General features: G+C 69.2%; 21 protein-coding genes and 1 pseudogene. 7 read left to right on the plus strand and 15 right to left on the minus strand.

Translation table 11 applies throughout. The features are described 5' to 3' along the window. Positions 1 to 6: 6 nt before the first annotated feature. The 3 genes from ABC319_RS07970 to ABC319_RS07980 all read right to left on the minus strand — a co-directional run bounded on the left by ABC319_RS07970 (position 7) and on the right by ABC319_RS07980 (position 2,751). Positions 7 to 957 (minus strand): IS5 family transposase, encoded by a 951-nt coding sequence (locus tag ABC319_RS07970; RefSeq protein WP_413069706.1) that lies wholly within the window; start codon positions 955 to 957, stop codon positions 7 to 9. A gap of 307 nt (positions 958 to 1,264) precedes the next feature. Further along, complete coding sequence (gene dapD / locus ABC319_RS07975; RefSeq protein WP_413069707.1) at positions 1,265 to 2,089, minus strand: 2,3,4,5-tetrahydropyridine-2,6-dicarboxylate N-succinyltransferase; 825 nt, start codon at positions 2,087 to 2,089, stop codon at positions 1,265 to 1,267. Beyond that, positions 2,086 to 2,751, minus strand: coding sequence for a pyrimidine 5'-nucleotidase (locus ABC319_RS07980; protein WP_413069708.1), 666 nt, complete (start codon positions 2,749 to 2,751; stop codon positions 2,086 to 2,088). Before ABC319_RS07980 ends, dapD begins: the two co-directional genes overlap by 4 nt. 143 nt (positions 2,752 to 2,894) lie before the next feature. On the opposite strand from ABC319_RS07980, the gene ABC319_RS07985 reads away from it, so the two are divergent. Both ABC319_RS07985 and ABC319_RS07990 read left to right on the plus strand, forming a co-directional pair. After that, positions 2,895 to 5,204, plus strand: coding sequence for a S8 family serine peptidase (locus ABC319_RS07985; RefSeq protein ID WP_413069709.1), 2,310 nt, complete (start codon positions 2,895 to 2,897; stop codon positions 5,202 to 5,204). A 53-nt stretch (positions 5,205 to 5,257) separates the two neighbouring features. Then, complete coding sequence (locus ABC319_RS07990; RefSeq protein WP_413069710.1) at positions 5,258 to 6,286, plus strand: LLM class flavin-dependent oxidoreductase; 1,029 nt, start codon at positions 5,258 to 5,260, stop codon at positions 6,284 to 6,286. 354 nt (positions 6,287 to 6,640) lie between these two features. Here ABC319_RS07990 and ABC319_RS07995 read toward each other — a convergent pair whose 3' ends face one another. From ABC319_RS07995 to ABC319_RS08010, 4 genes and pseudogenes are all read right to left on the minus strand, one after another. Further along, positions 6,641 to 7,996: a sensor histidine kinase gene (locus ABC319_RS07995; RefSeq protein ID WP_413069711.1), complete on the minus strand. Its 1,356-nt coding sequence runs from the start codon at positions 7,994 to 7,996 to the stop codon at positions 6,641 to 6,643. A 141-nt stretch (positions 7,997 to 8,137) separates the two neighbouring features. Further along, complete coding sequence (locus ABC319_RS08000; protein WP_413069712.1) at positions 8,138 to 8,803, minus strand: response regulator transcription factor; 666 nt, start codon at positions 8,801 to 8,803, stop codon at positions 8,138 to 8,140. A gap of 131 nt (positions 8,804 to 8,934) precedes the next feature. Continuing rightward, positions 8,935 to 9,042: pseudogene (locus ABC319_RS19830) on the minus strand (PEPxxWA-CTERM sorting domain-containing protein); the annotation flags it as partial. 575 nt (positions 9,043 to 9,617) lie between these two features. Next, positions 9,618 to 9,923 (minus strand): PepSY domain-containing protein, encoded by a 306-nt coding sequence (locus ABC319_RS08010; RefSeq protein ID WP_413069714.1) that lies wholly within the window; start codon positions 9,921 to 9,923, stop codon positions 9,618 to 9,620. A gap of 71 nt (positions 9,924 to 9,994) precedes the next feature. Between ABC319_RS08010 and ABC319_RS08015 the strand changes: the two genes are divergently transcribed. Beyond that, complete coding sequence (locus ABC319_RS08015; protein ID WP_413069715.1) at positions 9,995 to 11,767, plus strand: ABC-F family ATP-binding cassette domain-containing protein; 1,773 nt, start codon at positions 9,995 to 9,997, stop codon at positions 11,765 to 11,767. Here ABC319_RS08015 and ABC319_RS08020 read toward each other — a convergent pair. From ABC319_RS08020 to prsK, 3 genes are read right to left on the minus strand one after another with little or no spacing between them, the layout of a single operon-like run. Next, positions 11,764 to 12,567 (minus strand): ATP-binding protein, encoded by an 804-nt coding sequence (locus ABC319_RS08020; RefSeq protein WP_413069716.1) that lies wholly within the window; start codon positions 12,565 to 12,567, stop codon positions 11,764 to 11,766. The two genes, ABC319_RS08015 and ABC319_RS08020, sit on opposite strands and share 4 nt — an antisense overlap. A gap of 50 nt (positions 12,568 to 12,617) precedes the next feature. Beyond that, on the minus strand, positions 12,618 to 13,964 hold the full coding sequence (prsR, locus tag ABC319_RS08025; RefSeq protein WP_413069717.1) for a PEP-CTERM-box response regulator transcription factor: 1,347 nt from the start codon (positions 13,962 to 13,964) through the stop codon (positions 12,618 to 12,620). Next, positions 13,961 to 16,033, minus strand: a complete 2,073-nt coding sequence (gene prsK / locus ABC319_RS08030) for an XrtA/PEP-CTERM system histidine kinase PrsK (RefSeq protein ID WP_413069718.1) — start codon at positions 16,031 to 16,033, stop codon at positions 13,961 to 13,963. Before prsK ends, prsR begins: the two co-directional genes overlap by 4 nt. A gap of 148 nt (positions 16,034 to 16,181) precedes the next feature. Here prsK and ABC319_RS08035 point away from each other — a divergent pair, with 148 nt between their 5' ends. Then, a complete protein-coding gene (locus ABC319_RS08035; RefSeq protein WP_413069719.1) occupies positions 16,182 to 17,255 on the plus strand; it encodes a mannose-1-phosphate guanylyltransferase/mannose-6-phosphate isomerase in 1,074 nt (357 codons plus the stop codon). On the opposite strand, the gene ABC319_RS08040 is transcribed toward ABC319_RS08035, so the two are convergent. From ABC319_RS08040 to ABC319_RS08055, 4 genes are all read right to left on the minus strand, one after another. Continuing rightward, on the minus strand, positions 17,252 to 17,815 hold the full coding sequence (locus ABC319_RS08040; protein WP_413069720.1) for a Uma2 family endonuclease: 564 nt from the start codon (positions 17,813 to 17,815) through the stop codon (positions 17,252 to 17,254). The two genes, ABC319_RS08035 and ABC319_RS08040, sit on opposite strands and share 4 nt — an antisense overlap. 179 nt (positions 17,816 to 17,994) lie before the next feature. Then, entirely contained in the window at positions 17,995 to 19,638 is a 1,644-nt protein-coding gene (gene groL / locus ABC319_RS08045) for a chaperonin GroEL (RefSeq protein ID WP_413069721.1), read from the minus strand. Positions 19,639 to 19,692: 54 nt separating this feature from the next. Continuing rightward, positions 19,693 to 19,980 (minus strand): co-chaperone GroES, encoded by a 288-nt coding sequence (groES, locus tag ABC319_RS08050; RefSeq protein WP_174191974.1) that lies wholly within the window; start codon positions 19,978 to 19,980, stop codon positions 19,693 to 19,695. Positions 19,981 to 20,091: 111 nt separating this feature from the next. After that, on the minus strand, positions 20,092 to 21,498 hold the full coding sequence (locus ABC319_RS08055; protein ID WP_413069722.1) for an MATE family efflux transporter: 1,407 nt from the start codon (positions 21,496 to 21,498) through the stop codon (positions 20,092 to 20,094). Positions 21,499 to 21,906: 408 nt separating this feature from the next. Here ABC319_RS08055 and sppA point away from each other — a divergent pair, with 408 nt between their 5' ends. Both sppA and ABC319_RS08065 read left to right on the plus strand, forming a co-directional pair. After that, the gene (sppA, locus tag ABC319_RS08060) at positions 21,907 to 23,871 is read left to right on the plus strand and encodes a signal peptide peptidase SppA (protein WP_413069723.1); all 1,965 of its coding nucleotides are present in this window, start codon (positions 21,907 to 21,909) and stop codon (positions 23,869 to 23,871) included. Continuing rightward, complete coding sequence (locus ABC319_RS08065) at positions 23,868 to 24,428, plus strand: GNAT family N-acetyltransferase (protein ID WP_413069724.1); 561 nt, start codon at positions 23,868 to 23,870, stop codon at positions 24,426 to 24,428. Before sppA ends, ABC319_RS08065 begins: the two co-directional genes overlap by 4 nt. A 6-nt stretch (positions 24,429 to 24,434) precedes the next feature. Here ABC319_RS08065 and ABC319_RS08070 read toward each other — a convergent pair whose 3' ends face one another. Next, a complete protein-coding gene (locus ABC319_RS08070) occupies positions 24,435 to 25,073 on the minus strand; it encodes a trimeric intracellular cation channel family protein (protein WP_413069725.1) in 639 nt (212 codons plus the stop codon). A 140-nt stretch (positions 25,074 to 25,213) separates the two neighbouring features. On the opposite strand from ABC319_RS08070, the gene ABC319_RS08075 reads away from it, so the two are divergent. Beyond that, positions 25,214 to 25,522 (plus strand): glycine zipper 2TM domain-containing protein, encoded by a 309-nt coding sequence (locus ABC319_RS08075; protein WP_413069726.1) that lies wholly within the window; start codon positions 25,214 to 25,216, stop codon positions 25,520 to 25,522. Positions 25,523 to 25,548 lie beyond the last annotated feature (26 nt).

The following is a 25,548-nucleotide window of genomic DNA, read 5'->3' on the forward strand; positions in this document are numbered from 1 at the left end:
GACGGCTCAGGTGCGGGCGACGGCCCGGCCCAGATTCCAGGCGGTCAGGACGAGCAAGGTCGCGCAGCGGTTTCGGGCAAGCCCCATGAAGCGCATGCGGTGCAGGCCATAGGATCGCTTGAGGGTCCCGAAGACACCTTCGATGCGTCCGCGTACCCGGCCGATCAGGGCGTTGCGCTGTTTCTGCCGGGGGTTGAGCGGATGACCGCGCTGCGCGCGCTGCTGGGTGCGGTCGCGAATGCCGTGCCGGGCGAGGCGGTCGCGCAGGCGCGGACCGACATAGCCCTTGTCGGCCCACACCGCCGCCTCGTCGCCCGAGACGAGGTCATGGCCATGCTCGACCTCGGGAACATTGGCAGGGGTCAGGATCGCCTTGCGCACGATCAGGCTGTGGCGGTCGACCCCGAGATGCAGCTTGTAGCCGAACCACGCCTTGCCGCTGACGTGCTTCTGCCATGTCGCATCCGGGTCCACCGGCGAGCGACCGCCACCCTTCTGGCGCGGCGGCTCGCTGGCCGCCGAGGCGATGAGCGTCGCATCCACCAGCGTCCCCGCCTTCACCACCAGTCCATGCCCGTCGAGTTGGCGCACCACTTCGGCAAAGACCGCCTCGGCCGTCCCGTCGCCCGCCAGCAGGCTGCGAAAGCGGCTGATCGTACTGTGGTCGGGAACCGACTCGTCCAGCGCCAGCCCGCAGAAACGACGAAACGACAGCCGGTCTGCCAGCGCTTCCTCCATCGCCGGATCCGACAGCCCGTACCAGCTCTCCAGCAGCAGCACCTTGAGCAACGTCAGCGGCCGATAGGACGGACGCCCCGTGCCGCTCGCATGCAACCGCTCCAGCACCGCCTCCACCCGCGACCAATCCAGCAGCCCATCGATCCGCTCCAGCCGCCGACTCCCGCCGCCCACCACCAGCGCTTCCGCAAACCCCGCCGACCCCGCCTCACGATGCATCGCCCGTCCCCGACAACCCTCGCAGGATATCAGTGAATCATCTCACGACACTTTTGCAAAGGTCCCGCGAAGGCCGGAGTCCAGCGGAGGGGCGGCCTGACGATGCGCAACGCCCCTCTCTGCCGCCCCTTCGGTCGCCCCCGGCCTTCACGAAACCTCGGCGAAGATCGATCCCGTGCTCCTGCACCAGCAGGAGCCCAAGGCCAAAGGCGCGACGGCGATCCTTCTGCTCTGCTCTGGGTCCCGTCGCTCGCCGGAACCCGGTGGAGAGGTTCCCCCTCCCCGCTGACGCGATCGGCCGCCCCGATCAGTCGCGCAACAGATCGTTGATGCTCGTCTTCGACCGCGTCTGCGCATCGACCCGCTTGACGATCACCGCGCAGTACAACGCCGGCTTGCCGTCGCCGCCGCCGATCGATCCCGGCACCACGACGGCATAGGGGGGCACCTCGCCCTTCAGGACCTCGCCGGTCTCGCGATCGACGATCTTGGTCGACGCGCCCAGATACACGCCCATCGACAGCACCGCGCCCTCGCCCACGCGCACTCCCTCGGCCACCTCGGCGCGCGCACCGATGAAGGCGCCGTCACCGATGATGACCGGATCGGCCTGCAACGGCTCCAGCACGCCGCCGATCCCGGCCCCGCCCGACAGGTGGACGTTCCGCCCGATCTGCGCGCACGATCCCACCGTCGCCCAGGTGTCGACCATCGTCCCCTCGCCGACATGCGCGCCGATGTTGACGAAGCTCGGCATCAGGATCGCGCCCTTGCCGATGAAGGCGCCGCGGCGCACGACGCTGCCCGGCACGGCCCGGAACCCTGCCGCGCGGAACGCATCCTCGCCCCAGCCGGCGAACTTCGAGGGCACCTTGTCGAACCCCGGAAGCTCGCCCGGGCCGCCGCCCGTCACGACATTGTCGTTCAGTCGGAACGACAGCAGCACCGCCTTCTTCAGCCACTGGTTGACGCGCCAGCCGCCATCGCCGTCCGGCTCCGCGACCCGCACCTCACCCGCGTCGAGCAGCGCGAGCGCGCGATCGACCGCGCTGCGCACCTCGCCGCCGGTGTCGAGGCCCAGGCTTGCGCGATCGTCCCACGCGGCGTCGATGATCGTGGACAGGTCGGTCATGATGTCTCCAGAATGGACTCGAGCCACGGCGCCAGCGCGTGGACATGGAAATCTACGTAATCGCGGGTCGCGTCGGGATCCTGTTCGGACCCGTTGTCGACCCACACGGTGGTCATGCCGATCGCCTTGGCCGGCTTCAGGTTGCGCGCCATGTCCTCGACGAACAGCGCCGTCGCCGGATCGATGCCGAACGCGGCACACAACCCGTCATAGGCTGCCGGGTGCGGCTTGGGCACCAGATCCATCGCGTGGATGTCGTGCACCGCCTCGAAACTGCCGCCCAGTCCCAGCCGGTCGAGGACCTTCAATGCATAGGGCCGGTCGCCGTTGGTGAAGACCAGCTTGCGTCCCGGCAGCCGCGCGATCGCTGCGGCCAGGGGCGCGTCCGTCTCCAGCACGTCCATCTCGATATCGTGCACGTAATCCAGGAACGCGTGCGGATCGACGCCGTGATCCGCCATCAGCCCGGCCAGCGTCGTGCCATGGCCGATGAAATACGCCTTCTGCACCCGCCGCGCCTCGACCGGGTCGACACCCAGCAGCTCGCCGATGAACGCGGTCATCCGCGCATCGATGCGCGCGAACAGGTCGGCACTGGCCGGGTACAGCGTATTGTCGAGATCGAAGATCCAGGTGCGGACATGGGCGAGGCGCTCGATCATCGCGCGCGGCTGTAGGCAAGGCGGTGCCGCCCGGCAAGGCGGGCACGCCACTGCCGCTTGGCCCTCGTCAGCGATCAATCCTTTGACCAGCCTCCGATTGCCGATAATGACCGATTAGGACCCAGTGAGTTAAAGCCGCGCAGATGAAGCCCCGATCGATTCTGCTGCGTACCGCCGCTCTGGTCGGGCCGCTCCTGATCGCGGCCTGCGGCGGGGGGGGCGGCGTCGGCAGCACGCCCACGCCACCCAGCGCGCAGATCCCCGATCCGGTCGCCACGCCCGCTCCGACGCCGACGCCGGTACAGACCCCGGCTCCCACGCCGACGCCTTCGGCCACCAACTACGATACGGCCGAATATCGCGCGACGGTCGGTGCCGTGTCGATGAACGCGCTGTCGTCCTACTCGCGCGGCGCGACCGGGGCCGGCATCGGCATCGGCATCGTCGACAGCGGCATCGATCTGCAGAGCGAGGAATTCGGCGGCCGCGTGTCCGCCGCCTCCGCCGATGTCGCCGGCAACGCCTCGGCCGATGACGAGGATGGCCACGGCACCGCCGTCGCCTTCACCGCCGCCGGCCGCCGCAACGGCGCCGGGTCGCACGGCGTCGCCTTCGACGCCACGGTGATCGCGCTGCGCGCCGATCGGCCGGGCAGCTGCGCGACCGCCACGGACGACGACAAGGACAGCGGCTGCAAGTTCGGGTCCGATGCAATCGCCCGCGGCATCGATATCGCGCGCACCGCCGGCGCGCGGGTCATCAACCTGTCGCTGGGCGGCACCAACATGCCCGCGCAGCTCCAGAACGCGATCGGCCGCGCGACCGCGGCGGGGATCGTCGTCGTCATCTCGGCGGGCAACGACGGCACCGACAATCCCGACAGCTTCGCCGCGGTCGCTACCAACGCGGCGGTCGCGCGCGGGCAGGTGATCGTCGCCGGCTCGGTCGGCGCCACCGACGCGATCTCGTCGTTCAGCGACCGGGCGGGCTCCGCCGCCGCCTTCTACCTGACCGCGGTCGGCGAACGGGTACGCGCCCCCGACGAGACGGGGACGCCCTTCCTCTGGTCCGGCACCTCCTTCGCCGCGCCGCAGATCTCGGGCGCGGTGGCGCTGCTGGCGCAGGCGTTCCCCAACCTGTCGGGCGCGCAGATCGTCCAGCTGCTGTTCCGTACCGCGCGCGATGCCGGCGCGGCGGGGGTCGACCCGGTCTATGGCAACGGCGTGATCGACCTGACGCGCGCGTTCCAGCCGGTCGGCGCCACGTCGGTCGCGGGCACCGGCGTCGCGGTGTCGATGGCGACCAACGCGACGCTGTCGGCACCGATGGGCGATGCGCGCACCAGCGGGCTGGGTGCCGTGATCCTCGACGGGTTCGACCGCGCTTTCGCGATCGATCTCGCCGGCACGATCGCGCGGACCGGTCCGGTGCCCGCGCTGAACCGCGCGCTGCGGGTCGGCGGGCGGCAGGTCGCGGCCGCGGTCGGCGGCACCACCGTGTCGATGACGCTCGCCCCGGTCCGCCCCGGCGCCGACTGGACGGCGCAGCCGACCCGGCTGGGCATGCGCGATGCCGCCGCCGCGCGCGTGATCGCCGGCACGGTGACCCGGCGGATCGGGTCGTCGCTGTCGTTCGGCCTCGCCTTCTCCTCGGGCGCCGGCTCGCTGGTTGCGCAGCTCGCCGGCCAGCACGAGCCGGCCTTTCTGGTCGCCGACACCCGCGCCCTCGGCTTCGACGGTGCCGCGCAGACGGCGGGCGCGGTGCGTCAGCGGATCGGCGGCATCGGCCTGACCGCCGCGGTCGAACAGGGCGTCGTCCGCCGCTATCGCCCGCTGTCGTCGCAGCCCCAGCCTCGCTTCGACCGCCTGTCGCTCACCCTCGACCGGCAGGTCGGCGCGATCGGCGTGCGACTCGGCGCCGAGCGGCTGGACGAGCGCGAGACGCTGCTCGGCGCCAGCTTCGATGCCGGGCTGGGCGCCGCGCGGGCCACCAGCTGGTTCGCCACCGCCGCCGCGCGCGCCGATCTGGGCACCGGCTGGACGCTGGGCGGATCGCTGCGTCGCGGCTGGACGCGCGGCAGCGTGCGCGCCGGGCTCGCCGGCGACGGCCTGATCCGCACCGGCGCGTTCGCCGCCGATATCGGCAAGGACGGGGTGTTCGGCGGCGACAGCCTGGGCCTGCGCCTGTCGCAGCCGCTGCGCGTGTCGAGCGGCGGGCTCGACATCGCGCTGCCGACGCTGTGGGACTACGACACCCGCTCGGTCGCGACCTTCACGACGCAGCGGCTGAACCTGGCGCCGCGGGGCCGCGAGCTGGACGTCGAGGGCCGCTACGCCCTGATAATGGGACCGGGCACCGCGCAGGCCAATCTCTACTGGCGCCGCGACCCCGGCAACATCGCCGACCTCGCCGACGATTACGGCATGGCGCTACGCTATTCGCTGGGGTTCTGACGCGTAAACATTCGCTTGCTGGGATTTCGGCCCCGCCTCCCCATCTTGGCCGCATGACCCGATACTCGTTCCTCGATCTCGTCCCCGTCGTCGAAGGCGGCAGCGTCGCCGATGCACTCGCCCGCGCCGCCGATCTCGCCGCCCATGCCGAGGCGGTGGGCTTCGACCGCTACTGGGTGGCCGAGCATCACGGCATGACCGGCATCGCCTCCGCCGCGACGGCGGTCGTCATCGGCCACATCGCCGCCGCCACCCGCTCGATCCGGGTCGGCGCCGGCGGCATCATGCTACCCAACCACGCCCCGCTGGTGATCGCCGAGCAGTTCGGCACCCTCGATGCGCTGTTCCCCGGCCGCATCGACCTGGGGCTGGGCCGCGCGCCCGGCAGCGACCAGCGTGTCGCCCGCGCGATGCGCCGCACCCTCGACAGCGATCCCAACGCCTTTCCGCAGGACGTGCTGGAGCTGCAAAGCTATTTCGCCGATGACGGCCAGACCGGCATCGTCGCCACCCCCGGTGCCGGTGCGAAGCCTGCATTGTGGATCCTCGGCTCCAGCCTCTACGGTGCGCAGGTCGCCGCCGCGCTTGGCCTGCCCTATGCCTTCGCCTCGCACTTCGCGCCCGACGCGCTCGACCAGGCGCTGGAGACCTACCGCCGCACCTTCCGCCCGTCGGCGGTGCTCGACCGGCCCTATGCCATGGCCGGCTTCAACGTCTTCGCCGCCGACACCGATGCGGAGGGCGAGCTGATCGCCTCGTCGCAGCAACAGTCGTTCATCGCGCTGCGCACCGGCGCCCCGCGCCAGCTGCCCCCGCCCGTCGCCGGCTACCGCGCGTCGCTGGGCGCGCAAGGGGCGGCGATGATCGATCAGGTCCTGTCCTGCTCGGCGATCGGCGGCCCCGCCACCGTCGCGCGCGGGATCGAGGCGTTCGTCGCCCGCACCGGCGTCGACGAGGTGATGGTCACCAGCGCGATCTGGGATCAGGACGCCCGCAAGCGCAGCCTGACCCTGACGATGGAGGCTGTCGCCAGACATAACAAGTACAATAGCACCGCTTTATTATGCGATTCGCAGTATTGACAGATCTGCGGGCCATGTAGAACTTCCTACGCCGTAAGCTGCAGTGAGAAATGCAATGCGTGCGCGTTTATCAACCAGCATAAAGTTGGCCACTTTGGCGCTGCTGATCTCTTTACCCATTACGGCGTTATCGGCATCTACTCAATCTAGATCCATTCCATGGTATCAAAGATGCACACGAGCCGCAGCAGCTTCTCCGGGAGAATGGAACAGCTTTTGTATATCTCTGTCAGGAAATAGCGGCTTGGCTCAGAGCTGTGTGGCATACACTACAGCAATCTACAGTAACAAAGTTAATCTCTTTTGTGTGCGTTTGATGAACTTCAAATAGGCACGCCATCTTATCGCCCAGCGTCATGCGATCGGCAGCCGCAGTCGCACCATCAGCCCGCCCAGATCCTCGCTCTCCTCCAGCGTGACCGTCCCCTCGTAGATCTCGGCCACGTCGCGCACGATCGCCAGGCCCAGCCCGGTGCCCGGCTTGCCGGTATCCAGCCGCACGCCCCGGTCGAAGATCCGCACCCGGTCCTCCTCGGGAATGCCGGTGCCGTCGTCCTCGACCAGGATCTCGACGAACCCGGCCTCGGCCGCCACCGTCACGAACACGCTGCCGCCGCCATATTTGGCGGCGTTCTCGATCAGGTTGCCCAGCATCTCGTCCAGATCCTGTCGCTCGACATGGACCGACAGGTCCCTGGGCCCGGTCACGTCGATGCGGACATGGCGGTACAGCCGCGCCACCGCGCGCTCCACCGATTCCAGGCTCGGCCACACCGCGGCGCGACTATGGGCGGAACCGCGCCGCCCCACCGCCCGCGCCCGCGCCAGATGATGGTCGACCTGCCGTCGCATCGTCCGGGCCTCGCGGATCACCGTGTCCGCCAGATCGTCCGCCTGTGCGGTCGCTGCGTTCATGATGACGGTCAATGGCGTCTTCAGCGCGTGCGCCAGGTTGCCGGCGTGGCGCCGCGCCTCCTCCGCCTGCCGCTCGTTATGCTCGACCAGCGCGTTGAGTTCTTCCACCATCGGGCTGACCTCGTCGGGCATCGCATCCGACACGCGGGTCGACTGGCCCGCCCGCATCCGCGCGATCTCGGCGCGCACCTTGCGCAGCGGCCACAGGCCATAGAAGGTCTGCAGCGCCGCCAGCGCGATCAGGCCGAGCCCCAGCAGCGCGAACGACCGCACCAGCGTCCGCCGCAGCACCTGGATCTGCCCGTCCAGTCCGTCGCGGCTCTGCGCCACCTGGAACCGCCAGCGCACCGGCGAACCCGGCAGCCGCACGTCGCGCTCGACGATGCGCAGCTTCTCCGCGCCGAACTGGTTGCTGTCGTAGTTATGGACCAACCGGTCGTAGTGCGGGGCGCCATAGGCCAGCCGCCGATCCCATAGCGATCGCGACGGAAACGGCTCGTGCTTTGGCGCCGACACCTGCCAGTACAACCCGGAATTCGGCTCCAGAAACTGCTGGTCGGCCGCCTCCCTCAGGAAGATCACCTCGCCGTCCGGCCCGATCTCGGCCGACAGGATCAGCGACTTCATCACATATTCAAGCTGGTCGTCGAAATTGCGCGTCACCGCCGACACCAGCACCCGATCTAGCGCGAAGCCGCCACCCGCCAGCAGCACGGTGATCCATCCCGCCGCGATCAGGATCATGCGGCGCGACAGCGACCCGGTCGCCGCCATCCGCGTCCGGAAACCGTTCATCGCCCGGCCGGAACCCGCATCGCGATGCCGGCCCGCTCCCCTGCCCCGTCGCCCATCCGCGGTGAGCGGCGGGCAGCGGGGCGGGGGAGCGGGCCGGTACCGTCGTCAAACCCGCCCTTCCGCGAGTCTGCGAACGCCCCGTCAGGCATCCGGGTCTTCCAGGCTGTAGCCGAGACCGCGGATCGTGGTGATGACGTCCTGCCCCAGCTTCTTGCGGATGCGCGTGACGAACACCTCGATCGTGTTCGAATCGCGGTCGAAATCCTGATCGTAGATATGCTCGATCAGCTCGGTCCGGCTCACCACCTTGCCCTTGTGGTGCAGCAGGTAGCTCAGCAGCTTGTATTCCTGCGCGGTCAGCTTCACCGGCTCGCCGGCCTTGGTCACCTTGCCCGACCGGGTGTCCAGCCGCACGTCGCCGGCGGTCAGTTCGGACGAGGCGTTGCCCGATGCGCGGCGGATCAGCGCGCGCAGGCGGGCGATCAGCTCCTCGGTCTGGAACGGCTTGGCGACATAATCGTCGGCGCCCGCATCTAGCCCGGCGACCTTGTCGGACCAGCTGTCGCGCGCCGTCAGCACCAGCACCGGGGCGGTCCGCCCCTCCTTGCGCCAGCGGTCCAGTACGGTCAGCCCGTCGATCTCGGGCAGGCCCAGATCCAGTACGATCGCATCGTAGCTTTCGGTGGAGCCCAGATAATGCCCCTCCTCGCCATCAGTCGCCAGGTCGACGGCATAACCTGCCCCCTCCAGCGTATTTCGCAGCTGCTGCCCCAGATTCGGTTCGTCCTCGACGATCAGAACGCGCATTGTCTCTCCTCACCGATACGAAAACGGCCGGCATCCGCTAACACGGAGCCGGCCGATACGGAATTGCCGCTGTCGCGTGGCTTAACGCCCGCGGGCGATCCGCGGGTGCATCGCTCGGCTGGCCGGCGACCTCAGGCGGCGAGTGCCACCGACATCCGGCGACGGCGCAGCGCCACGCCGACCGCGCCGAAGCCCAGCAGCATCATCGCCCAGGTCGACGGTTCTGGCACGGCCGCGACGTCGAACTGCGCCGTGCCTTCGAACTCCTGCTGGTTCAGGAAGCCGGCTGCTATATCGCCCAGGGCGAACGCCGCGAATTCACTGTTATTGTTGAACGTCAGGACGAGGCTCAACAGCGACGCGCCTGCGTCGTCGACCGTAATGAAGTTGCCCGTTTCATCGCCCGATACGGGATCGGTCAGAAATCCCAGATCCTTGATGGTGCGGGAAACACCACCCAGCGCCAGCGCGCCCTCGGCCGTCTTGATCTCGTAAACGGTGCTCGACCCATCCACCAGTTCGGCGCCGAACGTGCCGCTGCCGGACAGGGCGCCGGCCGTCGTGGTCCCGGAAAACGAAAAGCTGAAGGTCGTCGCGGCGGAGGCGACCTGCGCGGTCAGTGCCAGCGCCGCGGCGGCCACCGCGCCCAGAATCTTCTTCATGTCGTACCCCTTTGTCGAACCGGATTTCGTTAATCCGACCTTTCACGGATCGGTTAACGAATCGTTAACACGGTCATTACGGGGTAGGAATGACTATCTCGCGTCGGGGGTGTCCCGTGATGAATCGATTGCCGGTCTGGACATGATGGTCGTCATCGGCCGGTGCGACCCACGATCTGCCCCGACCGCGCATCGACGTCGACCCAGATGACGTTGCCGTCCCGCAGGAACTTCAGCGTGTACACCGCGCTCGCCCCGTCGAAGTCGGATCCCAGATACTCGGCATCGCCCATGGCCGGCACCACCCGGCGCTCGATCTCGCGCAGCGGCATCAATCGTCCCTGCCGGCGGCCGTCGAACACCTGCATCTGGTCGCCGCGCTTCTGCGCATCGACGGGTCCACACCCGGTCAGGGGCAGGCCGGCGGCCATCAGCGCGAGGAGGGCGGGGATCTTCATGGGCGGGACCGATAACTAATGGCCATTGAACCCGTTGTGAATGGTGCGCTGCACGCCTAGTTCCCGCGGCCATGGCCGCACCTGTTCTCTCCTACGAAAATCTCGGTCTCGTGCAGGGGTCGGGCTGGCTCTTCCGCGGGCTCGACATCCATATCGGCCAGCGCGACCGGCTCGCGCTGATCGGCCGCAACGGTGCGGGCAAGAGCACGCTGCTGCGCCTGCTGGCCGGCAGTATCGAGCCTGACGAGGGTCGCCGCACCACCGTGCCCGGCACGCGCGTGGTGATGCTGGAACAGGATCCCGACGTCTCCCGCTTCGCGACGCTGCGCGATTATGTGCTGGCGGGCGACGCGGCACCTGCCGTGCACGAAGCGAACGCGATCGCCGACCAGCTCGGCATCGACCTCGACCGCGAGGCGGCCTCGGCGTCGGGCGGCGAGCGGCGTCGCGCCGCGATCGTCCGCGCGCTGGCGCTGGAGCCCGACGTGCTGCTCCTCGACGAGCCGACCAACCATCTCGACATCGTCGCGATCGACTGGCTGGAGGGGTGGCTTGGCCGCTACACCGGCGCGTTCGTCGTCATCAGCCACGATCGTACCTTCCTCACCCGGCTGACCCGCCAGACGCTGTGGCTGGACCGCGGCACCGTCCGTCGGGCCGAGATCGGCTTCGGCGGGTTCGAGGCATGGACCGAGCAGGTCTTCGCCGAGGAGGCACGCAATGCCGAACGGCTCGACGCCAAGCTGAAGATCGAGGAGCACTGGCTGCAGCGCGGCGTCACCGGCCGTCGCCGCCGCAATCAGGGGCGCCTGGCCAAGCTGAAGGAGATGCGGGCCGAGCGCGCGGCGATGGAGGGGCCGCAGGGTACCGCCGCGATCGCGCTGGGGCACGAGGACGGCCGGTCGAAGGTGGTGATCGACGCGGAGCATGTGTCGAAAAGCTATGGCGACCGCACGATCATCCGCGACCTCACCCTGCGCGTCACCCGCGGCGACCGCATCGGCATCGTCGGTGCCAACGGCGCGGGCAAGAGCACGCTGCTGAAGCTGCTGACCGGCGAGTTGCAGCCCGACGGCGGCAGCGTGAAGCTGGCGAAGACGCTCGACGGGATCGTCATCGACCAGCAGCGCAGCCTGATGGCGCCCGACAAGACCGTCCGCGACGTGCTGGCCGATGGCGGCGACTGGATCGACGTGCTGGGCAGCCGCAAGCACATCCACGGCTATCTGAAGGAATTCCTGTTCGACCCTGCACTGGCGGAGGCGAAGGTCGGCACGTTGTCGGGCGGCGAACGCTCGCGCCTGCTGCTGGCGCGCGAGTTCGCCCGCGCGTCGAACCTCCTCGTGCTCGACGAACCGACCAACGATCTCGACCTCGAGACGCTGGACCTGCTTCAGGAGGTGATCGGCGATTACGACGGCACCGTGCTGATCGTCAGCCACGATCGCGACTTTCTCGACCGGACGGTGACGGTGACGCTTGGCCTTGACGGTCAAGGAACAGTTGACGTGGTCGCGGGCGGTTACGAGGACTGGGAACGCCGCCGAAAACCGCGTGTCGAGGCGAAGAAGGCGGTCAGGGCCGCTCCCCGGCCCCCGGCCACCCCGGCGCGCAAGCTGTCGTACAAGGACCAGCGCGATTTCGACTTGTTGCCCAAGCACATAGAGCAGATCGAGGCGGCCATCGCGCGCGACGAGGCGGTCCTCGCCGACCCCGATCTCTACACTCGCGACCCCAAGCGGTTCGCGCAGCTGACCCAGGCGATCGACAAGGCACGGGCAGAGAAGGAAGCAGCCGAAATCAGATGGTTGGACCTCGCCGAGCAGCTGGAGGCACTCGGCTAGATCGCCTTGCCATGCTGCCCGGCCAGCTCGACGATATACTGCCAGGCCACTCTGCCGGAACGACTTCCCCGCTGCGTCGCCCACCGCACCGCCATGTCGGGATCGACCGGCAGGTCATACGCGGCGGCATAGGCACGGACGATCGCGAGGTAACCGTCCTGGTCAAGTGCATGAAAGCCAAGGCTTAATCCGAACCGGTCGGCCAGTGCCAGGTGATCGTCGACCGAATCCCTGGGGTTGATCGCGCTCTCCTGCTCGGCGATGTCGCGGGGCTGGAGATGGCGGCGATTGGCCGTCACCAGCACCCGCACATTCCCCGGCCGCGGCTCCGCCCCGCCCTCCAGCACCGACCGCAACGCCCGCGCCTCGCCCGGGGCATCCACGCCCAAGTCATCGATAAACAAGGCGAATCCTCGCTCGATCGGGGCCAGGGCAGCGAACGCCGCCGGCAGGTCGGCCAGCGCCGCCACCTCGACCAGCGCCAGTTCCCCGCCCTCCGCCTGCACCGCGGCGACCGCGCTCTTCACCAGCGCCGACTTCCCCGTCCCCCGCGCACCCCACAGCAGCACGTCGTGCGCAGCGAAGCCCTTGGCAAGCCTGCGAAGATTGTCGATCAGCGCCGCCTTCTGGCGATCGATCCCGATCAGCCGCGCGGTCGGCACCGGCGCGAATGCCCGCCCCGCCACCAGCGTCCCGCCCGTCCAGCGATAGGCCGGATGCCCCCGCGGATCCGCCGCCGGTACCGGCGGCGGCGACAGGCGCTCCAGCGCGGCGGCGATACGGTCCAGCGGGTCCATCATCCCGCCTTGGCTCACGCCGGCAGCGCAGACAAGGCCGCTATATCCCTACGTCAGGCTTGCAGATCATAGGCTTTCAGCAAATCGTAGAGTGTCGGTCGACTGACGCCGAGCAGGCGGGAGGCGCCGGAAATGTTGCCCTCCGCCTGCGCCAGCGCGCGGCCGATCGCGCGACGATCGGCCGCCTCGCGCGCCGCCCGCAGGTTCAAGCCATTGACGTCGGGCGCCGCCGCCACGTCCAGATCGGCGGCGGTGACCAGCTTGCCCTCCGCCATGATGACGGCGCGCTTGACCCGGTTCTCCAGCTCGCGAACATTGCCCGGCCAGCGCCACGCATCCACCGCCGCGCGCGCATCCGCCGACAAGCCGCCAACCGCCGGGTTCAGCGATGCCGCATAGCGATCGACGAAATGACGCGCGAGCAGCGCTGCGTCGCCCGTCCGCTCGGCCAGCGACGGGATACGGACGACGATCTCGGCCAGCCTGTAATAGAGGTCCTCGCGGAACCGCCCCTCGGCCACCATCGCGTCGACATCCTGATGCGTGGCGCAGACGATGCGCGTGTCGACCGGTATCGCCCGCCGGCCGCCGATCCGCTCGATCACCCGTTCCTGCAGGAATCGCAGCAGCTTGACCTGCAACTGCAGCGGCACGTCGCCGATCTCGTCGAGGAACAGCGTACCCCCGGCGGCCAGTTCGATCTTGCCCTCGGTGGTCTTCGCGGCGCCGGTAAACGCGCCCTTCTCATACCCGAACAGTTCCGCTTCCAGCAGGGTTTCCGGGATCGCGGCGCAGTTGATCGCGACAAACCGGCCCTTTCCCCGCGGCGACGCGTCGTGCAGCCCCCGCGCCAGCAGTTCCTTGCCCGTGCCGCTCGCGCCCAGCAGCATCACCGAGACGTCGGCGGGCGCCACCCGTTCCAACGTGCGCGCGATCCGCGTCATCTCCGGCGAGGCATAGAGCAGCCCCCCGAAACCACCTCCGCCGCAGCGTGCCGCCAGCTTGCGATTTTCCGCTTCCAGTGCATGGACATGGAAAGCCCGCGCGACGATCATGCCGAGTGCGTCGATATCGATCGGCTTGGCATAGAAATCCCATGCGCCGTCTGCGATCGCCTGAAGCGCACTCTCGCGAGCGCCGTGTCCGGACGCGACGATAACCTTGGTGGCGGGGGCCAGCGCGAGGATATCAAGGAGCGTCGCGAACCCTTCCGCGGTGCCGTCGGGATCGGGCGGGAGCCCAAGGTCGAGCGTGACGACGGCCGGCTCGTGCAGGCGCAGCGCATCGATGGCGGCGCCACGATCGCCCGCGACGACGACCTCATATTCCTCATAGGCCCAGCGCAGCTGACGGGCGAGACCCTCATCGTCCTCGACGACGAGCAGTACGGGGCGCGTCATGCCGCCCTCTCCAAGGACGAAGCGGGCAAGTGGACCGGAGCCGCCGCCGGCAGGCTGATATGAAACGCGGTCCCCTCCCCTTCGCGGCTGGCGACCTCGATCGTGCCACCCATCGCGAGCACCAGTTGCCGCGCCTCATACGCACCGATGCCGAAGCCGGCGGGCTTGGACGACACGAACGGGCGAAACAGCTGATCCCGCACGAAATTGGCCGACATGCCACAGCCGCGATCGACGATCTCGATGACGATCCTTTCGCCATCGGTCCGCACCGCCAACGCGACGGCCGCGCCATCCGGGCTCGCCTCGACCGCATTCTGGATCAGGTGACCGATCGCCTGTTCCAGTCGGGCGGGATGCGCATGTGCCAGGCATGCGGCAGGCGCGTCGAGGACGAGGTCGTGCTGCGCGCGGCGGGACGCGGTCGCGCGGCTCACCAGCGCGGCGACATCAATCGCCTGCAACGCTTCCGGTCGGGCGCCGTCATGCTGGCCCAGCCGGGCGAGCAGCGTCGTCATCCGCGCAGCCGAATCCCGCAGCGTCGCCAGCATGTCGGCGCGGAAATCGGGGTTGTCGGCGTGGCGCTCCGCGTTGCGGGCGACCAGCGTCAACTGGCTGGCGACGTTCTTGATGTCGTGCATCAGGAACGCGAAGCGACGGTTGAACTCGTCGAAACGCTGCGCGTCGGCCAGTGCGGCGTGGGCGCGTTCCTCCGCCAGGTAACTCGCGGTCTGCCGTCCGACGATCCGCAGCAGGTCGAAATCCTCCCAGTCCAATGCCCGGTCGACCGGCGGCCGCGCCAGCACGATCGCCCCCATCAGGTTGCCGCCATGCAGCAGCGGCACCACCGCCCACGCATCATGATCGTCGAGCAGCCATGCCGGTACGACACGCTTTTCTCCCACCGACACGTCGCCGGCGCGCAGCGTGTCCAGCGACAGGATGCGGCCCGTATCGGCGAGATGACGGGCAAAGGCGGGATCGGCCGTCCGGTCGCGAGCGCCATCGCTCCAGCACCAGGCCGCCGCGATCGAGACGACCGTCCTGTCGAAGGACAGGAGCAGCCCGGCCGGCGAGTCGGTAAGATCGGCCAAGGCCTTGACGATGCGGGTGCCAAGCGGTTCGGCACCTTCGCCGGGCAGGCCCAGCGTGGCGGTGAAGCGCTGCCACTCGACACGGTAATCATAGCGGTGGCCGAACAGGTGCTTGGCGACCTTCACGCGCAGCCATGCGCGCAGCCAGGGGGTCGACGCGAAGGCGAGCAGAGCGGCGGTGAATCCGAGGACGACGACAGTCTGCGCGGCACGGGGCGACCCGCCGGTCACCGCTGCGGCGACGCTGGCCACCATCGCCGTGACGCCGGCGTAGAGGACGAGCGCGACCAGCACGAGCGACCGCGTCGCCAATGTCCGGGAGATCGACGGTGGCGCGACACCGCGATCGGCGCCTGCCGCCGCCAGCAGCAGGGCGGAGGCCGCCATGGCGGGACCGCGCAGCAACATGACCGACACCGACATGTCGGGCCGGAACGCCGCGGCGGCACTGATCGCCAGATCGACGCCCCACATCACGGACAGCGCGAAGATCAGCATACGGCGCTGTCCCGAGCGCCGCGCACCCGAAGTCTGGGCGAAGTCGCTGAGCAGGACGAGCGCGCCCATGGTTGCCATGGCCGACAGGAGTGCGCGGGTGGAGCCGATCGGCGCCCGCGCGCCGGCCGGCTCGTGCGCTCCCGCAAACAGCGACAGGCCGGCCTCGACGAGAAGGACGGCGCTAACGACCGTCGCCAGGATCAGGACCGATCGCCCCGCGACGCCCTCTCGCCGGGAAAGGGCGAGGACGACGTACAGCCAGGCAACGCTGCGCGCAGATTGGGCGAGATGGGTACTGACGTCGTCGGCGTCGATGCCGGCGACGGCCAGCGCCCACAGGGCGGTCAGCACCAACGCGATAACCAGAGCCGCCCGCGGTCGCCCGACCTCCGCCGGGCGGCCGCACTCCGCCTGCGCCAGCGCACCGAACAGCAGCGCGGCCAGCGCATGTCCCCACAGGATCAACGTGGCCGCCATGTCGCTCGCGCATTCCCCTGTCGTAAAGTTATCCGACAGGAGCCTTGGCACCGAAACACCAAGAAAAACTGAACGATGGCGGCAGCGAACTCCGTTCTTGGGAATTGCGATCGCTTGCCCTTATAGAAGCTTCGTCCCAGGAGGATCCATGACTGCCAAGACCATCGTTCCCGTGATCCTCTCCGGCGGATCCGGCACCCGGCTATGGCCGATGTCGCGTCCGGAAAGCCCCAAGCAGTTCCTGCCGCTGACCGCCGACGAGACCATGCTGCAGCTGACGGCCAGGCGGGCGGTGGGAGAGCGTTACGGCGCACCGATCGTCGTTGCGAACGCCAGCCATGCGGCGCAGGTGCAGGATCAGCTGGCGGCGATCGGCATGGCGCCGGCCGCGGTGATCCTGGAGCCGGCGGGCCGCAACACCGCGCCGGCCATTGCGCTCGCCGCGCTGGCGGCGGGCAATCCCGAGGCAGCGTTGCTGGTGATGCCGTCGGACCATGTCATCGCGGACATCGACGCTTTCCACGCCGCGATCGCCGCCGCGCTGCCGCTGGTCGGCGAGGGCTGGCTGGTTACGTTCGGGATCGAGCCGGACGCGCCCGAGACAGGTTACGGCTGGATCCAGATGGGCGAGCAGATCGCGCCCGGCGTCCACCGCGTCGCGCGGTTCGTCGAGAAGCCCCCGCTCGACCGGGCGCAGGCGATGCTGGCTGCGGGCGGGCATGCGTGGAACGGCGGCATCTTCCTGTTCCGCGCCGATATGTATCTGGGCGCACTGGCGGCTCACGCGCCGGAGATGCTGCACGCGACGCAGATGGCGATGGCATCCGCACGGGTCGAGGGGATCTGCCACTACCCGGACGAGCAGGCGTTCGCCGCTTCCCCCGCCGACTCGATCGACTATGCGGTCATGGAGAAGGCGGAGCGGGTCGCGGTGGTGCCGGTGGCGATGGGGTGGAACGACGTCGGCAGCTGGGATGCGCTGCATGCGATCAGCGATACCGACAGCGACGGCAATGCGCACCGGAGTACCGGCGGCGAGGTGATCGCGCTGGAGACGACGAACTGCCTGGTCCGGTCGGACGGGGTGCGGATCGCGATGGTCGGGGTGTCCGACCTGGTGGTGGTGGCCAGCGGCAACGACGTGCTGATCCTGCCGCGCGGCCGGAGCCAGGAGGTCAAGAAACTGATCGAGGCGATGAAGGACAGCGCGCCGCGCGACTAGTCGCGGGCGAAGACCTCGGCGTGCGGGATGGTCACGCCGAGGGCGGGCAGCGCCACGTCGTGCGGCTGGGCGAACAGGTCGTCGCGCCACGACGTCGCCCCGAGCCGCTGGACCACGCGGCTGGTTTCGTTCTCCGGGTCGACGAACACGATCGTGTCGACGGACGGCAGGGCACGGTACTGGCCGAGTTTCTCCCCCTCGTCGACGCGGACCGTCGAGGCGGACAGCACTTCGAAGATCACGACGGGATCGGTGAACACCTGTTGCTCTTCGCGCTCCGGCGTGGCCGGATTGCCGCAATAGACGCTGACATCGGGATAGCGGACATCGGTTTCGGTGACACGAACCCCCATGTCGGAATTGTAGGGACGGCAGCCGGTACCGCGCAGTCTGGTATGCAGGAAAGCGAAGATGTTGCCGCCGACCCGCGAATGAGCCGGGGTGCCGCCGGTCATCATCCGGATGACGCCGTCGACCAGTTCGTACTTGCGATCGCTCGGGAAATCGATCGCGAGGAATTCCTCGACCGTGATCGGCTTGTAGAAGGAATCCTTCCTCATGCCTGTCAGATAGCATCCGCAAGATAACAAACAAAGGGCCGGGGGAGTGATCCCCCGGCCCTTCTGTATAACCGACAGTGGCGGAGCCGCTGTCTGGACGTCGGACCGGTCGGGCGATGCCCGCCGGCTGGCCGTTCCGATCCTGTGTCCGGGGCAGGTTTCCCTGCCCCGGTCCAACATCAGAAGTCCATGCCGCCCATGCCGCCCATGCCGCCGCCGCCGGGCATGGCCGGAGCCTTGTCCTCGGGCAGTTCGGACACGGTCGCTTCCGTGGTGATCAGCAGGCCGGCCACCGAAGCGGCGTTCTGCAGCGCGGTGCGGACGACCTTGGTCGGGTCGATCACGCCGGCGGTCACCAGGTTCTCGTACGTGTCGGTCGACGCGTTGAAGCCGAACGACGTGTCCGACTGGTCGAGCAGCTTGCCCGACACGACGGCGCCGTCATGGCCGGCGTTCTGCGCGATCTGGCGGACCAGCGCGGTCAGCGACTTGCGAACGATGTCCACGCCGCGGGTCTGGTCGTCGTTGACGCCGTTGACGCCCTCGAGTGCCTTCGTCGCATACAGCAGCGCGGTGCCGCCACCGGGAACGATGCCCTCTTCGACCGCAGCGCGGGTCGCGTGCAGCGCGTCGTCGACGCGGTCCTTGCGCTCCTTCACCTCGACCTCGGTCGAACCACCGACCTTGATCACGGCAACGCCGCCGGCGAGCTTGGCGAGACGCTCCTGGAGCTTCTCGCGGTCGTAGTCGCTGGTGGTGTTCTCGATCTGCGCACGGATCGCCTCGGTGCGGCCCTTGATCGAATCGGCTTCACCCGCACCGTCGATGATGGTGGTGTTGTCCTTGTCGATCGTGACGCGCTTGGCGGTGCCGAGCATGCCGACGGTCACGTTCTCGAGCTTGATGCCGAGATCTTCCGAGATCATCTCGCCCTTGGTCAGGATCGCGATGTCCTCGAGCATCGCCTTGCGACGATCGCCGAAGCCCGGTGCCTTGACCGCTGCGACCTTCAGGCCGCCGCGCAGCTTGTTGACAACGAGCGTGGCCAGAGCCTCACCCTCGATGTCCTCGGCGATGATCAGGAGCGGGCGACCCGACTGAACGACGGCTTCCAGGATCGGGAGCATCGCCTGCAGATTCGACAGCTTCTTCTCGTGGATCAGGATGTACGGATCGTTCAGCTCGACCGTCATCTTCTCCGGGTTGGTGATGAAGTACGGCGACAGGTAGCCGCGGTCGAACTGCATGCCCTCGACGACGTCGAGCTCGAAATCGAGACCCTTCGCTTCCTCGACGGTGATCACGCCTTCCTTGCCGACCTTCTCCATCGCTTCTGCGATCTTCTCGCCGACTTCACGGTCGCCATTGGCCGAGATGATGCCGACCTGGGCGACTTCGGCCGAGCCCGACACGGGCTTCGAGCGGGCCTTGATGTCCTCGACGACCTTCAGGACGGCGATGTCGATGCCGCGCTTCAGATCCATCGGGTTCATGCCGGCCGCGACCGACTTCATGCCCTCGCGGACGATCGCCTGCGCCAGGACGGTCGCGGTGGTCGTGCCGTCGCCGGCGATGTCGTTGGTCTTCGAGGCCACTTCGCGCACCATCTGCGCGCCCATGTTCTCGAACTTGTCCTTCAGCTCGATCTCCTTGGCGACGGTGACGCCGTCCTTGGTGATGCGGGGAGCGCCGAAGCTCTTGTCGATCACGACGTTGCGGCCCTTGGGACCCAGCGTCACCTTCACCGCGTCGGCGAGGATGTCGACGCCGCGGAGAATGCGCTCACGCGCGTCGCGGCCGAATTTCACGTCTTTGGCTGCCATGTGGCTACCCTTTCAATTCGCGAATGTTGAGGAAGTTTAGGGTTACGGACGATCTCAGCCGACGATGCCGAGGATGTCCGATTCCTTCATGATGAGCAGGTCTTCGCCGTTCACCTTGACCTCGGTGCCCGACCACTTGCCGAACAGGATCTTGTCGCCGGCCTTGACGTCCAGCGGGGTGATCGTGCCGTTCTCGGCGCGGGCGCCGGTGCCGGCGGCGACGACCTCGCCCTCCTGCGGCTTTTCCTTGGCGGTGTCGGGGATGATGATCCCGCCCGCGGTCTTCTCTTCAGCCTCGACGCGGCGAACGAGAACGCGGTCGTGCAACGGACGAAAGTTCATTGCTAGAGCCCTCTTCTGGGTTATGTGACAGATTTCTGGCACTCCGGTATCCCGAGTGCCAACGCCCGCCATATGCGCAGCCGCCGACCCATCGTCAACGGGCGGCGGGAACTATTTCGGGCGGGCCGTGCGCGTGGCGAGGCCGAGCCGTTCGCGGTGGCGCCAGCGGCGGACGAGCAGGATCGAGACGACCAGCAGGCCCGCCGCCAGCCCCCACCAGATGCCCGTGGCGCCCAGCCCCGCGCCGAAGCCGAGCCACACGGCGGTGCCGAACCCGATCGCCCAATAACCGAACAACGCGACCAGCATCGGCACGCGGGTGTCCTGCACCCCGCGCAGCACGCCCGCCGCCACCGCCTGCGCGCCGTCGACCAGCTGGAAGATCGCGGCGATGCCGAGCAGTCGCACCGCCAATGCCGCGACGGGAGCATTGGCGGGCGAGGGATCGAGATAGATGCCGACGAGCGGTGCCGGCACGCTCCAGATCACCGCCGCGGTCAGCGCCATCACCCCGATGCCCAGCGCCAGCGCGACGTTGCCGGCACGCCCGATCCACGCATGGTCGCGCGCGCCATAAGCAAGGCCGACGCGGATCGTCGCCGCCTGCGCGATGCCGAACGGAAGCTGGAAGGCGACGGCCGCGATGTTGAGCGCGACCGCGTGCGCCGCCACCTCCGCCACGCCGATCAGCCCCATCAGCAGGCCGGCGCCGCCGAACAGACCGCCCTCGAACATCCAGGTCAGCGCGATCGGCAGGCCGAGGCGGAACACCGAGCGCAGATGCTGCCGGTCGCTGCGCCACCAGCGCCCGAACAGATGGAAACGACGCAGCCGCCGGTCGGTGACGAGGATCGCGGCATAGGCCAGCATCATCGCGATGCTGGTGACGAGGCTGGCGAGCGCCGCCCCCTCCAGCCCCAGCGCAGGAAAACCGGCATTGCCGAAGACGAGGCACCAGTTGGCCAGGATCGCAACGCCCAGCGCCAGCACGGTGACCGCGAAGACATAGCCAGGCCGGCCGAGCGCGGCCGCGGTCAGCCGCATCAGCCCGGCCGCGGCAGCGGGAACGACGGCGAGCGCGAGGATGGCGAGGAACGCGCCGGCGCGCGCCGCCACCGCCGCATCCTGCCCGAACAGCAGCAGCAGCGCCTCGCCATGCAGCAGCAGCGCCACCACCGGGACGGCGGCCAGGACGACCAGCCACAGCCCGGCCCGGAAGGTGCGCCGCACCTCGCGCACCGCGCCGACCCGTGCGCCGAGTGCGGCGGCGATGATCGGCTCCGCCGCGCCCGTCAGCCCGATGATCGCGAAGGTGAGCAGGTTGAACAGGAAGACGCCCAAGGTCGCCGCGGCGAACGCGACCGGCCCAAGCCGCGCGACGAACACCACGTCGACGGCGAACACCGCCATCTGGAGCAGGTTCGCCGCCACCAGCGGCCCGGCGAGCCGCAACAGCGCGGCGAACTCGGCCCTGGCCGTTGCGGGCGGCCGGGCCAGGGACGGCGCGGGATGGGACATGGGCGGGCGTTTAGCCCGACCGTCCGGCGTGGGGAAGCGCGGATCGGTTCGCGGCGTGCTGCAAAACCTCTACCGGGCAAAAGGATTGTCGGAGGACTTTTGCAGAAGTCTCGCGGGATGCGTGGAACGGATGGTTCGCGCGGAGACGCGGAGGCGCGGAGGGTTGCGCTTGACGGGAGTGATCCCTTGGCCAGCGGCCTTGAATGTTACGGCCACGGCCGGCGATGGGTCTTCCGATCGCGGGGCCGTTGACCTTACCACAGCTCTCCGCGTCTCCGCGTGAACCGGGCTTACTCTCCCGTCTTCGCGCGAAATCAACCCCCCGACACCCGATCGAAAGGCAGCGCGTGTTGCCTTCCCCATACACGCCGTTGCCAGCGATCGAGCCTTGCTCTAGCGCTATGGTCCATGACCGATACCGCCGCATCCTTTTCGGACCGCCCCGCCCCGTCCTTCACCGGTGGCCGGCCGCCCAGATCGCGCAGCGGGTGGCGGATCGTGCGGGGTGCGTGGAAGTTGCTGGTCGCGGTCAAGGACCTGCTGGCGCTGGTGCTGCTGCTCCTGTTCTTCGGGCTCCTGTTCGCGGCGCTGAACGCCCGGCCGGGGGCGAAGGCGCTGGGAGAGGGCGCGTTGCTGCTCGACCTGGACGGATCGATCGTCGAACAGCCGGAGGAACCGGCGGCGTTTGCCGCACTGTCCGGCCAGCCGGTGGCGGGGCAGTTCAGGCTGCGCGACGTGGTGCGCGCGATCGACCTGGCCCGGACCGACGCGCGGGTGAAGGTGATCGTGCTCGACCTGGACCGGTTCGGCGGCGCGTATCCGGCGGCGCTGGGCGAGATCGCCGACGCGCTGATCCGGGTCCGCCAGTCGGGCAAGCCTGTGCTGGCGTTCGCCACGGCCTATACCGACGGCGCCTATCGGCTGGCGGCGGCGGCGAGCGAGGTGTGGGTCGACCCGATGGGCGGCACGCTGTTCGGCGGGCCGGGGGGCACGCAGCTGTACTACAAGGGGCTGATCGACAAGCTGGGCGTGAACGCGCACGTCTATCGCGTCGGCCGCTACAAGTCGTTCGTCGAGCCCTATACCCGGACCGACCAGAGCCCGGATGCGCGCGCCGCATCGGAGGCGCTGTACGGCACGCTGCTGGCACAGTGGCGCGAGGGCGTGGCCCGGGCCCGGCCGAAGGCGCAGGTGGCGCAGTTCCTGGCGGCGCCGCAGCAGGCGGTACTGGCAACGCAGGGCGATGTCGCGAAGGCGAACCTGAACGCCGGGCTGGTCGACAAGCTGGGCAGCCGCGGGGCGTTCGAGCAACGCGTCGGCCAGCTCGCCGGGGTCGAGGCGGGCAAGCCGATCGGCAGCTTCCGCACGATCCGGTACGACCGCTACATCGCCGCCAATCCGCTGCCGACCGGCGGCGACGCGATCGGCGTGCTGACGGTCGCGGGCGAGATCGTCGACGGCGAGGCGGGCCCCGGGACCGCGGCGGGCGACACGATCGCGGCGGCGATGCTGAAGGGGCTGGCGACCAAGAACCTGAAGGCGCTGGTGGTGCGGGTCGACTCGCCCGGCGGGTCGGCGCTGGCGTCGGAGCGGATCCGGCTGGCGGTGCTGGAGGCCAAGAAGCGCGGATTGCCGGTGGTGGTCTCGATGGGCGGCCTGGCGGCGTCGGGCGGCTATTGGGTATCGACGGCGGGCGACGCGATCTTCGCCGAGCCCGGCACGATCACCGGGTCGATCGGCATCTTCGGGCTGCTGCCGACCTTCGAGAACGCGCTCGCCAAGATCGGCGTGACCAGCGACGGCGTGCGGACGACGCCGCTGACCGGCCAGCCCGACGTGACGGGCGGGACGACGCCGGTCCTCGACGCGATCCTGCAGGCGGGCATCGAGAACGGGTATCGCCAGTTCATCGGCCGGGTCGCCACGGCCCGCCGGATGACGCCGCAGCGGGTCGACGCGATCGGCCAGGGCCGGGTGTGGGACGGCGGCACCGCCCGCCAACTGGGGCTGGTCGATAATTTCGGCACGCTGCAGGATGCGATCGCGGACGCTGCGCGTCGCGCCAGGCTCGACCCGGCCAAGGTCCATGCCGAGTATCTCGAGAAGGAGCCGGGCTGGGCGGCCAAGCTGGCCGAAAGCTTCGCGCAGCGCGACGACGGCGACGACGGCATGGCGCCCGCCGGCGACGCGTTCGCCCGGATCGCGGCGGATCGTCGCACGCTGGTGGCACGCGCGCTGGGCGATGTGGCGCGGCTGACGCGCGGCGGATCGATCCAGGCGCGCTGCCTGGAATGCGGCGGACTGGGGCCCAGCGCGACGAGCAACGCCGATGCGCGGCTGCTCGACCTGCTGATGGCGCGGCTCGGGCTTTGATCGCGATCCGGGCGGCGGCGCCCGACGACGCCGCGGCGATCGCCGCGATCTACGCGCCCAACGTGCTGGTCGGCACCGCCTCGTTCGAGGAGCAGGCGCCCGATGCGCGGGCGATGCGGACGCGCATGGCCGCGGGCGACGGGCTGTACCCCTGGCTGGTCGCGACGCAGGGCGAGGAGGCGGGCGGCGTGCTCGCCTATGCCTATGCCACCGCCTTCCACAGCCGGGCGGCGTATCGCTGGACCGTGGAGACGACGGTCTATGTCGCCGACGCGGCGCAGCGGCGCGGCGCCGGACGGCTGGTGTACGAGGCGCTAGTCGACACGCTGACCGCGCAGGGCTTCACCCAGGCGATCGCGCGTATCGCGCTGCCCAACGAGGGATCGATCGCGCTGCACGAGGCGGTCGGCTTCCGCCGCGCGGGCGTGCAGCGCGAGGTGGGCTACAAGCTCGGCCTGTGGATCGATGTGGGCCTGTGGCAGCGCGAACTGGCGCAACCGGCCACGCCCCCGGTCGAACCGAAGCGCTTCGCCGAGGTGGGAGTGGTGCGGCTCTAGCGGGCGTTACTGGCCGTCGCCCCGGTAGGGCGGCAGCGCGAGTTTCCAGCGGATGGCGACGGCGCGGAGGGTGAAGCCGGCTGACGCGGCGGCGATCGCCGCCAGCGTCGGGTCCAGCCCCGCGGCGTGGAGCCCGACGAAGCTGGCCGCGGAGAGCGCGGCGGCGGAGACGTAGAGTTCCGGGCGCATCAGGATCGACGGCTCGCCCGCCAGCACGTCGCGGATGATCCCGCCGACACAGGCCGAGATCACCCCCATCAGCGCCGCGGGCACGGGCGGCACGCCGTAGCGGATCGCCTTGGCCGCGCCGTACACCGCATAGGCCGCGAGGCCGACGGCATCGAACCAGTCCAGCGCCGCGCCCGACCACCAGCGCGCCGGCGTGATCCAGATCACCGACGCCACCACCAGGCACAGCGCCGCGACATGGGCATCGCGCACCCAGAACACCGGCGCACCGATCAGCAGGTCGCGGACGGTACCGCCGCCCACCCCCGTCACCAGTGCGAAGAAGGCCAGGGTGACGAAGGTCTGCCGCGCCCGTGCCGCGGCGAGCGCGCCGGATGCCGCGAACACCGCGAGGCCGGCGAAGTCGAACCAGGGTGCCGCGATCGGCAGGACGGGGGCGAGCGTGGGCGGCAGCATCGGCGCTCCTATATCCGGCGACGCCCCCTGCCCGCCAGCCGCTTCGACCCAGATTAACCCTTGTTGTTTTGCGTTCATGCAACCGGCCGCGCGGCACTACGTTACGCAACCGTACTTGATCGCCAGAGAGGAAAAGAGTGATGCGTAAGATGATGCTCGCGCTGGGCTGTGCCGCGATGGTCGCGCCGACGCTGGTCGCCACCGTGTCGGAGGCCGACGCCCAGCGCCGCTACAAGTATCGCGAGTGGCGCGACGATCGCGGCCGGGTTCGCTGCCGCAAGCCGAACGGCACCACCGGGCTGGTGGTCGGCGGCGTCGCCGGTGCGCTGCTTGGACGCACGATCGACACGCGTGGCGATCGCACCATCGGTACGCTGGGCGGTGCCGCCGCGGGCGCGCTGGCCGGTCGCGAGATCGACCGCGGGACGAGCAACAAGCGCTGCCGCTGATCACGGGTTTTCGTCGGAAGGGGGCG

Origin of the sequence: Sphingomonas phoenicis (assembly GCF_047238005.1) — a bacterium.
GTDB lineage: Bacteria > Pseudomonadota > Alphaproteobacteria > Sphingomonadales > Sphingomonadaceae > Sphingomonas.